Annotated in this window: 11 protein-coding genes; 3 read left to right on the forward strand and 8 right to left on the reverse strand. The window is 37.0% G+C overall.

Going from position 1 to position 12,806, the window contains the following annotated elements; all coding sequences use genetic code 11:
* Nucleotides 1–2: 2 nt before the first annotated feature.
* Together NST81_RS14820 and NST81_RS14825 are read left to right on the forward strand one after the other, a co-directional pair.
* A complete protein-coding gene (locus NST81_RS14820; protein ID WP_341030134.1) occupies nucleotides 3–1,307 on the forward strand; it encodes an ammonium transporter in 1,305 nt (434 codons plus the stop codon).
* 320 nt (nucleotides 1,308–1,627) lie between these two features.
* Nucleotides 1,628–2,596: a bile acid:sodium symporter family protein gene (locus NST81_RS14825; RefSeq protein WP_341030135.1), complete on the forward strand. Its 969-nt coding sequence runs from the start codon at nucleotides 1,628–1,630 to the stop codon at nucleotides 2,594–2,596.
* A 276-nt stretch (nucleotides 2,597–2,872) separates the two neighbouring features.
* Here NST81_RS14825 and NST81_RS14830 read toward each other — a convergent pair whose 3' ends face one another.
* Complete coding sequence (locus NST81_RS14830; RefSeq protein ID WP_341030136.1) at nucleotides 2,873–3,121, reverse strand: hypothetical protein; 249 nt, start codon at nucleotides 3,119–3,121, stop codon at nucleotides 2,873–2,875.
* A 1,580-nt stretch (nucleotides 3,122–4,701) separates the two neighbouring features.
* Between NST81_RS14830 and NST81_RS14835 the strand changes: the two genes are divergently transcribed.
* A complete protein-coding gene (locus tag NST81_RS14835) occupies nucleotides 4,702–4,869 on the forward strand; it encodes a Fe3+ hydroxamate ABC transporter substrate-binding protein (protein ID WP_341030137.1) in 168 nt (55 codons plus the stop codon).
* Nucleotides 4,870–5,569: 700 nt separating this feature from the next.
* On the opposite strand, the gene NST81_RS14840 is transcribed toward NST81_RS14835, so the two are convergent.
* The 7 genes from NST81_RS14840 to NST81_RS14870 form a co-directional block, all read right to left on the reverse strand.
* Nucleotides 5,570–7,795 (reverse strand): dynamin family protein, encoded by a 2,226-nt coding sequence (locus NST81_RS14840; protein WP_341030138.1) that lies wholly within the window; start codon nucleotides 7,793–7,795, stop codon nucleotides 5,570–5,572.
* A 614-nt stretch (nucleotides 7,796–8,409) separates the two neighbouring features.
* Entirely contained in the window at nucleotides 8,410–9,096 is a 687-nt protein-coding gene (locus tag NST81_RS14845; protein ID WP_341030139.1) for an acylneuraminate cytidylyltransferase family protein, read from the reverse strand.
* Complete coding sequence (locus NST81_RS14850) at nucleotides 9,093–10,142, reverse strand: nucleotidyltransferase family protein (protein ID WP_341030140.1); 1,050 nt, start codon at nucleotides 10,140–10,142, stop codon at nucleotides 9,093–9,095. The genes NST81_RS14845 and NST81_RS14850 overlap by 4 nt, the downstream gene beginning before the upstream one ends.
* Nucleotides 10,139–10,771 (reverse strand): acetyltransferase, encoded by a 633-nt coding sequence (locus tag NST81_RS14855; RefSeq protein ID WP_341030141.1) that lies wholly within the window; start codon nucleotides 10,769–10,771, stop codon nucleotides 10,139–10,141. Before NST81_RS14855 ends, NST81_RS14850 begins: the two co-directional genes overlap by 4 nt.
* On the reverse strand, nucleotides 10,771–11,838 hold the full coding sequence (neuB, locus tag NST81_RS14860; protein WP_341030142.1) for an N-acetylneuraminate synthase: 1,068 nt from the start codon (nucleotides 11,836–11,838) through the stop codon (nucleotides 10,771–10,773). The genes NST81_RS14855 and neuB overlap by 1 nt, the downstream gene beginning before the upstream one ends.
* Before the next feature lie 25 nt (nucleotides 11,839–11,863).
* On the reverse strand, nucleotides 11,864–12,304 hold the full coding sequence (locus tag NST81_RS14865) for a hypothetical protein (RefSeq protein WP_341030143.1): 441 nt from the start codon (nucleotides 12,302–12,304) through the stop codon (nucleotides 11,864–11,866).
* Between the two features lie 26 nt (nucleotides 12,305–12,330).
* Nucleotides 12,331–12,795 carry a hypothetical protein gene (locus NST81_RS14870; RefSeq protein WP_341030144.1) on the reverse strand — a complete coding sequence of 155 codons (465 nt, stop codon included), beginning with the start codon at nucleotides 12,793–12,795 and terminating at the stop codon, nucleotides 12,331–12,333.
* Between the last annotated feature and the right edge of the window lie 11 nt (nucleotides 12,796–12,806).

Consider the following 12,806-nt stretch of genomic DNA (forward strand, 5'->3'; position numbering starts at 1 on the left):
CGATGCAACTAACCTATATCAATACCGTTTGGGTTTGTCTCGCAGCGGCGATGGTGATGTTCATGGAAGGCGGATTCAGTTTGCTGGAATCCGGTTTCGTTCGCACGAAAAACGCGGTGAATGTCACGATGAAGATTTTTGTTGATTTAACGGTTGGCGCTCTGGCCTTTTGGATCATCGGCTTCGGCATTATGTTTGGGAAAGACGCTTTCGGGTTGATCGGCACCAGTCTTTTTGGCAGCCCTGAAAACATTCACCTTACTCTCCATTTACCGAGCGCAGCTTATATTTTGTTTCAAATGGGATTTGCGGTAGCCTGCATTTCCATTATTTCAGGAGCTGTAGCGGAACGAATGAGTTTTAAAGCTTATGTGTTAACAGCCGCTCTGATTGCGGGCATCATCTACCCTCTTTCCGGGCACTGGATTTTTAACAGCGAAGGCTGGCTGGCCAAGATGGGAATGAAGGATTTTGCCGGATCAGCGGCCATTCACGCGGTCGGCGGATTTGCTGCGTTGGCGATGGCCAAATGGCTGGGACCGCGTAAAGGCAGATTTAACTCCGACGGCAGCGTCAACGTGTTTGCTCCAAGCAATATTCCGTTAGCTTCGTGCGGTGCATTCATTTTATGGTTTGGCTGGTTCGGCTTTAACGCCGGAAGCACATTAGACGCCTCCAACACTCATCTTGCATCGATTGCATTAAACACGATGCTGGCCGGGGCAAGCGCCGGCACTTCCGCCCTTCTCTTTACCATTGGAAAATACGGAAAAGCAGATCCAAGTTTAACGATCAACGGCGTTTTATCGGGTTTAGTCGCCATCACAGCGGGCTGCGCGTATGTCTCGGAGTGGAGCGCGATTATCATCGGAGCTGCGAGCGGAATCATCGTCATTTATGCTACACTTTTCATTGACCATTTAAAAATTGACGATCCGGTCGGCGCAGTGGCTGTCCACGGATGCAGCGGCGTGTTCGGGACGATCGCAGTGGGCCTGTTCGATTCCACACAAGGGCTGTTGACCACCGGGCACTTCTCCCTTTTAGGCGTTCAACTGCTGGGATCCATCGTGGTCATCACCTGGGGCCTAATCAGCGGCACAGTCATTGCGAAAGTAGCCGAGAAAACAGTGGGCTTCCGCGTCGAAGAACGAGAAGAAGACGAAGGGCTGGACATGGCTTACCATGGAATCCCGGCTTACAACGATTTAGAACGATTTGCAGACATTCCGAGCAATCTTTATAATTTTGAGGAATCCACCGGCATCACCATCGCCCCCGTGGAAAGCAAAAAAATCTCCGGATAATCTTGATTGGCTTTTCATAAGACTATAACCACCTCACAGGCCGGCTTAACAAGCCGGCCTGTTTTGTTTATTGCTTCTTCCAACCAATCTCATCTTCATTTCGTACCTATCTCTTCCATTATCTCTGAACTTCTTAAGCTTCAAAAGCACTCTTTTTTCCCACAAGGATACAATAAGGATATAGTCGTTGAACCGTTATCGTCATAGCCAAAAAGAAGAACAGGAAGTATCTAAACTTTTTTCTTTTCGGTCTTTTCGATAAAATGGAAATATCCGTTTTCATAAAGAAACAGATATTTTGGATGACAGAGGCGAAAATCATGTTACAACAGTTCAATGCACAGCTGGAAAAAAGAATGCCGATTATCACGCCGGTCAGCGTGATCCTTGGCGTATTATTCGCCCATTCTTTGCATTCCTTTGCTTTTTTAGTTCCGTGGCTTTTTGCATTTATGACCTTTGCCGGCAGTTTGAGTTCGAATTTTCGATCGTTTAAAGAGGCCGTTCTGCACCCGCTGCCCATTTTTTTAACTTTGGCCATCCTCCATATTTTCATGCCGCTTGGCGCATGGGCTTTTGGCCATCTTGCTTTTCATGGAGATCTTTACACAATCACGGGTCTCACTTTGGCGATGGCCATTCCAACCGGCATCACAAGCTTTATATGGGTTTCCATTTATAAAGGAAATATTCCTCTTACTCTTTCGGTGATTTTGATCGACACGTTCCTCTCGCCGTTAATCGTTCCTTATACGGTTTCCTTCTTCATCGGAGCCAAAGTGGAAATGAACACGATGGATATTATGAGTGGATTGATCGGAATGATCGTCATTCCGTCGCTGATCGGCATGCTGGCCAACCAAATTTCAAAAGGAAAAGCCAAGGAAGTGCTCGCCCCTCGCTTGGCCCCGTTTTCGAAAATCTTTTTAGGAATCGTCGTTTTAATCAACAGTTCGGTGATTGCTCCGTATTTGCGCCATATCGATTGGAAACTGGTCGAAATTGCGGCGGCTGTATTTTTGATCGCTTTTAGCGGCTACTACCTGTCCTTTATTATCGGCCGGATGTTCAAACTGAAAAAAGACACAGTGGTCGCGATCACATTCCTTGGAGGCATGCGCAACATCAGCGCCGGCGCTGTCGTCGCAGTTTCTTACTTCCCGGCAAAAGCCGCCGTTCCCGTTGTGATCGGCATGCTCTTCCAGCAAATCCTCGCCTCCACATACGGACACATCGTGGACCACTATTATCGAAAACAAGCTAAAGCTTTTGAAAAAAGGGTGTCTTAGTAGCGTTAGAGGATGGCAAAATCAATTAAAAGTAGATCGTATGATATCAATTTTTAAAATTGCAGCTAATTCCAGAAATGAAGTAGTTTATATGAAAAACGTGTTAGAAGAGGAGCTCGTAAATGAAGCCGAATTTACAAACCGAAGGGATAATCATTTCTGAAAGCTTTCATAATAAGAGGAATAAAACATAAATGAACGTGCCAATTGTTGAGGGCTTCTTTTGAATGAAGTCCTCATATTGATTCATGTCGTCAAAACGTTCATACCGCAACTTCATCTGTTGAATCCTCTAAATACAGATGGTTGTCTTAGTTCAATAAAAAGCTCATCATTCTTTGTGTGATAAATAATGGTATTTTTATTTGATTTTAATAATTCCTTCGTTGCTTCTTGTGAATCCTTGATTGGACGAATCAACGCGACATCATCGACAATCTTTTTATTTCCAACTACATGGGCATCTAAAACTGACAATAAAACGTATTGATCAGGATAAATTTCACGTACTTCTTGCCATTTCACTTTCCCCGCCCCCATGTGCAAAATTTAGACTCGTTAAATTTATTGTATTTCCTTAAAAATTTATATTCAAGAAACTTTATGAGTCATGACGATGTGATACGTTCCTGGAAACGATTTACTCTAAAATGAAACAATATTCGTTATTACCAACTTTATGGAACCGTACCACAACTAATCGAGTAGGAGGGAGCGATTAACTCCCGTCCTCTCACACCACCGTACGTACGGTTCCGTATACGGCGGTTCAATTAAGATAATTGACGCAAGTCTTTATAACTTCCGTGAATAGCTGTTCTCTTTATGCCAGTGGTCACTCCACCCTCCAAGAGGTCTCCCACGGGATTCACCGCTTCCTCCCTCAAGTGAGGTACTACGTTTTCTGTGTTCATCATGACTCACTGAATACCAAGGGCTATTCTCTCTTAATTGTTCGGTCCTTCTTAGTTGTTCTAGACCAACTAATACTATGACCTCTGCTGACTTCTGACGGTTCAGCTACTTATCACTAAGTAGGTTATGAAGAGTACTTCACATATCCGCCAGACCTCCCCGGGTAAGTACATGCACTTTCACACCATCTATCCGCCTCATTTACTCGATATGACCTTCGACAGAAAGAGCTTTGTTTTGTTATGCAAACTCACTCAATCATACCTAGCCTTATATGAGGTTCGTGTTCCTCGGACCGGTGTTTTGCCTCCAGCTTCCTTCAGATTCCGCGTCACCACGGACACCCTTGCTCTTGGCTAACCTCTACTTCTGTCTTCGGGGTTCGGGACTTACACCCTATAGTTCATGTACATGCCGGGCGCACATAAAAAACAATAACCAAAATGATTATTGTTAAACATACGAACCAATTAAAAAATACTCTTCTTCTCCCTTTCGCATCATAAAAAATAAATCTAGATGTGGATTTTTCTTGTTTCATTTTTGGGAAAATACTCCTTTTGTTTGGTCTTGGTGCAAGCATAAAATATATGAAAAGGGGATCGCTTCCAGCTTCACTTTTCTCCTTTTTTGTTCCATTCATTTGCATGGTACATCATATAACACTTCGATCCATTTCTAAAACGGACCAAAGTTAGAAATTATTTATAATCAACATGACAATTCTCTTTTCCCTTCTCAAATACTTTCGACCTAAAAGAATGGATTCTTCAAACTCCTCTTCCATCTTTTGCTGATGAATACATTCATCAATAATAAGCTAAGTGATGCTGAAGCCACTAAAATGCAAACGGAACTCTATCGAAACAAACCAGATGAACTCGATGAATGTGCTATTAAGTAAGATAATCCGCTTTTTGCCAATCCATGGGAAATTTAGTAGGTAATCGGGGAGGAACTTAGTAATAGAAGTAATGACATATAGGTAGATGAGAATATTAAAATAAAGCCGCTGTGTCTGTTGTCATCGGTATGCTCTTCCAGCAATTCTTTCATCCACATAAAGACATATGTGGACCACTATTATCGAAAACAAGCTAAAGCTTCTAAAAAATTGGTTATTTTTATGATTTGGGGGATGGCATAATTAATTAGTAGAAAAAAGATTAAAGGTAGATGGAGGATTATCAGTGTTTAAAATTACTGATAAATGCTCTAAATGCGGCATAGAAATTCAAGGAAATGAAGAGATTTATGTGAAAATGCGTTATCCTGAAAGAAAAGGGATGGCTGAAATCAAAGCGTATTTGCAAAACGAAGGGGAAATGATTTGTGAAAAGTGCCTTATGGGCATCTAACACTGACAATTAAACGTATTGATCAAAAATAAATTTCACGTACTTCTTGCCATTTAACTTTTAACTTTCTATGTATTACCCCCTTATCCAAAATTTTAAGTAGTTATTTTTATATTTGTTTACTTAAAAATTTAATTTCAAGAAACTTCTAAAGAACTTTACACAACTTTGTTTTCGTTGTTTCGTTTATAACCAAACATGATAACCTTCATCCACAAACTGAAAATCCCATAAATCCACCATGTTGATCTATTATTCCTTATAGTTCTATGAAAAAATGATTTTTTCGTCTTTTCTAGACCCTTACTAACCCCCATATACATATAAGGTATGAAGTTACTACCACATTTGGTTTAGAGCCGTTTTTTTTTGCTTTTTGGATCACATTGCACCTATTTAAGTGGGACAACCTTTTTTTGTTTTTATCAAAGTGATCACTTCAAAAGGGAACCACAATGTTAATTCCCATAAATGTTGTTGGGTGTTTGGGGTTCTTACCCCTCCCCTCGGCAAGAACCCCAAACACCTTACACGACTATATCATTCTCCATTTTTCGCTTCTTCTTACCCAAACCGAAAAATGGTCCTTTCTAAAGAAGAATATGTGGTCAAACCAAAATTTTAAATTATCAAATTCATTCTCTTTTGAAAGGCCTATACTCTTTAAATCTAAGACTAAAAGCCACTTTTTTGATTGAGTTTAAATGTTTATCTTAAACTTTAAAAGTCCATTTATTTGCTCTAAGATTTGAATAAATTTAGTGTGTATGTCTATTTCATTAGCTAAATAAGTATCGTCTAAAACATTGATACTATTCTTTAAAGATTGAACTCGTTCTCTCGCGGCTTTTTTCATTTTATCATCCGCTTGTTCAAATGCTTTTTCTGTGTCTATCCAGAAAGAAGTAATTACATTTTCATACTTAGAAAGAGCATCCTGCTTATCATATTCTTTAATAATTTTTTTAGAGATACTCTTTTTCCAAGTACCAGTAGTTATTGCAAAAGTTGAAAGAGTAGTAATTATTGCCAGAGCAATTCCTAAAGTAATAGGCCCCCCTATTGAAGCAACAGCGGAAGCTGCGGCAGCTGTTCCCCCAACAGAAATGCCGATAGATGATAATAAACTTACTGACTGTGCTACAAGAATATACCCACCCAAGTTACCAAGTGTAGAGGCCCAGATGGCTAGTCCACCAAAAGTAGCAATCCCGACAAGACCGCTAGCAAATGCATTTTTAACATCAAATACTAGAGTATTGTGTAAATGTACACCTGAATATTTTTTACTTACCGAGTTGATATTATTGTTTATTTCTTTTAAGTATGTTTCAATAATATCTGAAAGCTCCTCGGATTTTTTTACTAATATGTTCTCTAAAACAGACTCTAATTCCCCAGAAATGTATCCAGATAGTCTTTTTAAATCCTGTTTTTTTCTACTGTATTTATTTTTTTTGATTATGTTTAAAATATGTTCCAAATTGATTATCCTATGGAATTCAGTCCTAAACTCATTCAAACTTTCAGATTTAAGTGCCCTTATTTTATTTAAAACTTCTTTTCTTAAGGACTCGCTCACTATTTCTTCTTGAGGCATGTTCTTTATAGTCTCATTAAGAATTTTTATATACTCGTCTCTTCTTTTTAATAACATCTTGTTAAATTCAATCTTTTCTTCAGATTGTTTTTTTAATTGAAATAGATAGTCTTTAACTTTTTCTCGATACTTTTGTTCAATTATTTCTGGTATTGTTTCTAATAATCTTTTAAGATCAATCTCCAACTCATCCCGTAAAATTTGAGTGTCTGTGGCAAAGGTAAAGAATCTTTTTCGCAGTATTTCTAAGGTGTATTCATAACCGGTTATTCTTTGCTTTTTATGCCATATTTCAGGATTAATATCGGTGTACAGCCTTTCAGCACCAGCATCAAGAACATTCTTAAGCGAAACTAAATTACCATCATCAACAGCTTTCGCATGAGAAGCTACCACATAAAAATTTCCAAGTGGAGAGATTATATTACTGTCCTTTCTTTCTAATGGATCCAAAATGTTTAAGGAGTTTCTTATAAATTGGATTTCTTCACCTCTTAAAAATGCGTTGGATGGCGATAAATAAACAATGATATCAGCAATTTTTTGTGTCGAATTTGCCATTGTATTGTCGAGAGCACGATCTCCAGTGCCAAATCCAGGAACATCAATTAAATCGCACACTCTTAAAATCTCTTTATCCAAATACACTATTATTAAAAGATTTCGGTCTTCATCATAAAATTTTCCCTTTCTGGTACCGAACTCCTTAAGTAAGTTAAGCCCTCCTGCAGCTACTTTATATTTTTCGTAATACTCGGGTTCTGATAATTTTTCAATTTCAATTGATTCCTTTTCGTTGTCTAAAATAATCACATCATGTAGTAAATTAGCCGGACGATCTAATACATGTTTAATATGTACATTCGTTGCTGTAGCAGGCGTCCAATAAGCTGGAAGTTCGTTAGCACCTAATAGTGAGTTAATAAAAGTGCTTTTCCCAGCATCTGACATACCCAATACAGCTATTCTGGGTTTTACGGGGTTGTTAAGTCGACCCAACTGAATAATCTCATCTTTAAAGTTGCTGAAATCACTATGATTCTGTAATTTTGTTAGTTCATTCTGAATGAGTTTTTTTAAATCCTCTACATTTTTCCAGTTGTTTTTTACCGAAAACGTGTTTGGTATCTCTTTCTTAAATCCCGTCAATTCTTCTAATGTTTGCCCTGTAATTTTGGCTAGTTTAATAAGCATACGCAATTCTATTTTTCCAGGGTCGTTTTCCATTCGAACAATTTTATCTCTGCTAACACCCAGCCTATCTGCCAACTCAGATTGTGACAAATTTAAAACTTCTTGTCGAAAAGTTTTTAAATCAAACTCCATCTTTATCCCTCCCTGGTAACTATTGAATATTACAAGCAAATAATACCAATATTCGATGTTGAATTCAAGTAAAAATTAAAAGTGATTTTGCGATTTTTGCACATGAAAATAATGGTATTTAATTTTTGATAGAGATAGATGTCTTCTTAATCATTCATAAGCGCCTGTTTTGAATTGGATTTAAAAGTATCCAAACTAATATGCGGAATTTACGAGAGGAATGGAAAATCCCAAGGAGAACATCTTCCGACCAGTCTCATCCATTCAAGCCTATTTCTTAGAGCGGGACTGATATAAAACTTAAAACAGTGATCTTCAAAAAGAAAATCACTGTTTTGAATCATATTTGTTCAACTCGAATACTCGCTATTGGATGACCACCAAAGCATTTCTTTAATTTTTCTCCTGCTTGCGCGGCCATTTTCTATAAAAACTTGGGGAAATCCAGCTGAATAACCACTTACATTTTCTTCTCCAAAAATATCCATGATTCTTTGACAAGTTTTTGTAAAAAGAAGTTTCAGGGTTCTGATCCATGAACTTCTTAAGGACATCTCCCATCAAGCCTTTCATCTTTCCCTTTTGTGTCTATATAACCAATGTTTGAGCATTTATTACCGCGATTTAAGAAGCATCTCACAAATTTTAAAATCCAAGATTGTATCAATATCAACAGAGCGTTCACTTGGCATTTGATAAGCTAGTACCTTATCTTGCAGGAAAGTTTGCTGTTTGATTAGCTCTTTGACAGTAGAGACATACACAGCACCATTTAATTGATAAATAGCTGGTGTATCTTGCCTTCTAACGGGAAAGTGATCCGTATTGATAATTGGACTCATAAAATCTTTTGAATCCAGTTGATACATCCAATACGGATTTTTATCTGTTTTACAAACGGATACACAGGCAATCCCATGATTTTTTTCACTTTTCTCTATCGCATCATCAATATCTTTAACTAATCGAAGGGGAGACGTTGGTTGTAAAAGGACGATATAATCAAACCCCGGTACTTCTTGAATTGCATGAAGAATGGGGGCTACTCCGGGAGTATCATCTTGCGCCAATTCTTTTGGTCGCACAAACGGAACCTCGCAGCCATATTCCTTGGCGACGTTTATGATTTCTTTATCTTCAGAAGTTAAAATAAGCCGATCTATATATTTTGATTTTTTGGCTTCTTCAATCGTCCAAGCAATCAACGGTTTTCCTGCTAGATTTTTGATATTTTTTCTTGGAATTCCTTTTGATCCTCCCCTTGCAGGGATAATGGCAAGTACTTTTTTATCATGAATCATTCAAAAACCTCCGAAAACTCCAAATTGGCTTTTTCAAAATCCGGAATTTTCCCAATATCTAACCAATATTCTCGAATAGGAAATACATTGGTTTTCTCTTGTCGCTTGATCAATAATTCAAACAGAGACGGCATATCAAAATACTGATTTTCAGGTATGTAATTCAACACCTCAGGATTTAAAACGTATATCCCTGCATTGACGAAATGTCGTTCAATCGGTTTTTCTTCAATCGAACAAAGCCTTGTTCCTTCTGTTCTAACTACTCCATAAGGTATTTGAAGTTGATATTCTCTTACACACATTGTCGCCATTGATTCACTTTCTTCGTGAAACTGCAAAAGTTGCTGAAAATTAATTTTGGTTAAAATATCTCCATTCATCACAATAATAGGTTTTGTTGGCTTTTCAGTAAAAAGTGAAAGTGCTCCGGCAGTTCCTAACCTTTGATTTTCATCAAGGTACTGGATGGTTACTCCCCATTCTAACCCATTACCAAAATAATCTTTTATTATTTCACGTTTATAATTGACGGAAAAGTAAAACCGATGAAACCCATGTTCAATAAAACTTTCTAATATCGTTTGCAAAATCGGCTTAGTGCCAACCGTTAACATTGGTTTAGGTATGTTTTCAGTCAAAGGCAAAAGTCTGGTGCCCAATCCTCCTGCCATTAAGACAACCCAATTATCAAATGAAAGTGAATCAAATAATACATCTGAAAATATCACATCAACCACTTGATTATTTTTATTCAGAATAGGAAGCTGGCGTAGTTTTTTTTCTTGAAAAATCTTTTTAATTGCCTGCTTCGATGTTCCTTTTTTCATCGTAATCGGATTTTTATTCATCACTTTCGTTACTCGGTCATCAAGTGAAATGCCTCTTAAAATTCCCCTTCTTATATCCCCATCTGTCACTGTACCTAAAAGCCGAAAATCATCATCTACTACTAATGCGATTTGGGCAGCGGTATTGTCTATATTTTTCATCGTTTCAATAATGGATGTAGAAGGAGGTACCAACAATTCTTTCCAATTTCTCATTTACTCACTTCCTTAGCAGGACTACCATAAACTTTCTTATTATCGCCGATGTCTCTTAAGACTAAGGAACCTGCACCCACTAACACATTGTTACCGACTGTAATATTTTGAATAATTTTTGCACCTGTGCCTATATGAGTTTCTTCGCCAACTACAACACCGCCTGACAAAACACACCCAGGCGCAATATGACAATGTTTATTGATAAAGCAATCATGGTCTATACTAGCTGAAGTGTTTACAATAGTATTATCGGCAATTTTCGTAAACGGTTGAATAACCGCTCCTGCCATGATTTGAACACCTTCGCCTAGTACAACCGAATCCGAAATAATTGCAGAAGGATGAATAATAGAAGAAAATTGATAGCCTTTTGATTTAAAAAAGTTGAAAATAGTTGCTCGAATCTTCATATTGGAAACAGAACCAAGACCATTCACCAATTCAATTTCTTGCGGATGGTATTGTAATATTTCTTCGTCGTTCCCTAAGTAAGCAATATTGTACGGATTGTTTTCTTTTTTGGGCTCTGTATAACCGATTATTTTTCTTTTTTGCATCAATAAAATGTCAACCAATACCCGCGCATGTCCACCATTTCCAATAATAATCACTGGTTTAGAACACATTACGTTATAACCTCATCTTCTTCATAATCTTGCCCTGCTTTTTGTCCGATATAATCCCAATAATAGTATGGTTCGATTCCTATTCCAGGCCGCTTTACCGTTAGATTATCAAAGGTAAATACTTCTCCTTTTTTAATTGGTTTAGCCGCAACTAAACTTTTTCTTGCCACTTCTTTATTTTTCAGCTCTGTTTGCGTCGGTCTTTTTTGCTTCTCACCAAGGGCTTTTTCAATGATTCGAATGGATTGAATCATTTCCTTTAATTCATTTGGCTCCAATGAAGCTTTATGATCTGGACCTGGCAATGTCTTATCTAACGTGAAGTGTTTTTCGATGATTTTCGCCCCTTTGGCAATTGCGGCAATAGGAACAACAATTCCTTCTGTATGATCCGATAATCCAATAGAAAGATTAAATTCTTCTTTCATATCATCCATTGCATTCAAATGTACATCTTCGTATGGTGTCGGATATTCTGTTGTACAATGTAAAATGCTTACTTTTTCTTGCAGCAACATTTTTGCTTCATCTGTTTGATAAAAACGTTTTACTTTATCAAATGAAACATCCGTTTTATTCGCAAAGCCGTAAGCTAAAAACGCTAGTGCATGATGAATTTCTTCCTTTGTAGCCATTCCTGTCGATAAAATCACATCGACACCATGCAATGCAATTTTATGTAAATATGGAGCATTTGTAATTTCGCCAGATGGTATTTTTATAACATTCAATTCCAATTGTTGAATTAAAAAATCTACACTTTCTAAATCGAAAGGTGTAGACAAAAACATAATATCTTTTTCATCACAATATTGCTTTAGCTTTTTAAAGCCCTCATAACTTAACTCCAGCTTTTTCAGCATTTCATATTGTGATGAGGACTTTCCAATATTCTTTTTTTGATATTCTGCCTGCTGGGCTGATTTTGTGACTAAATGTTCGGTTTTAAATGTTTGAAACTTAATGGCATCCGCACCGGCTTCTACTGCGTCATCAACTAGTTGAAATGCCAAGTCTAACGAACCGTTGTGATTCACTCCTGCTTCTGCGATAATGAATGTTTTCATTATTGTACTTCCCACCAAACTTACATTATTTTTTTCTTAAAACTATTAAATGTTCAATTGCAGAATGTTCTTCCGGCATATAATCTTCCAAAAAGTCTATAAATAATTCATAAATAATATTGCACCACTCTAACTTAATATCAATTCGTTGTTCTTCAGTAAGATTATTCGCCATCTTAACTAAAGGATTAAATAAAGGTCTAAGTCCAATATCCCATATTTTCGCTAAGATATCCCCATATATTGGCTCAACTAATTCAATTTCAACTTCATCAATAGACTTTAATATATTCAAGATTTCTTCCTTAGTTCTAAGTCCCTTCCAAGTATCTAATCGCCCTGCATTTATTATTTCATGGAACTTATCGCTCATAAATGGTATATAATTCCAATAAGTGTAATTTATTATCTCTTTATGCTTCATTTCTAATACAATCAGACCATTAGGCTCTGTTATTCTTACCATATCCTTTAAATGCGCTTCAAATTTATCTACCCAGTATGCACTATTTGAATAGCAAATTGCATTTCCTGATCATTAAAAGGTAATTTGTAATTATTATCGTGTTGTATTAGCTCATTATAAAAACCTAATTTCTCTGCCTTTTTTAATAAATTTTCTTTCCAATCTGTACCATAATAATAATTTTTAGAAGGAGTTTTGCTTACTTTAATAAAATAGTCCTCATTAAAGAAGTCAAACGCATCATAATTTCCTTGACGAAAAGTTCTAGAGAGATTAACTGATCTGAACATATCTACAGATTCAGATAATACTCCTCCCATAGCAATAAATGAAAAAACGCCGTCTCCACACGAAATATCAACAGATTTTTTATTTTGATCAAAATATTTAAATACTTTTTGTAGGGCATCTGCTCTAAGCGCAAGTAATAAAGCATTTTCAGGTCTAAGCCAAAAAAACTTTAAATATTCCTTAAAAAAGTAACCTCTCATAAGTAAAATCC

The sequence above is a fragment of the Bacillus sp. FSL W8-0223 genome (assembly GCF_038006805.1).
Lineage (GTDB): Bacteria > Bacillota > Bacilli > Bacillales > DSM-4216 > Bacillus_O > Bacillus_O smithii.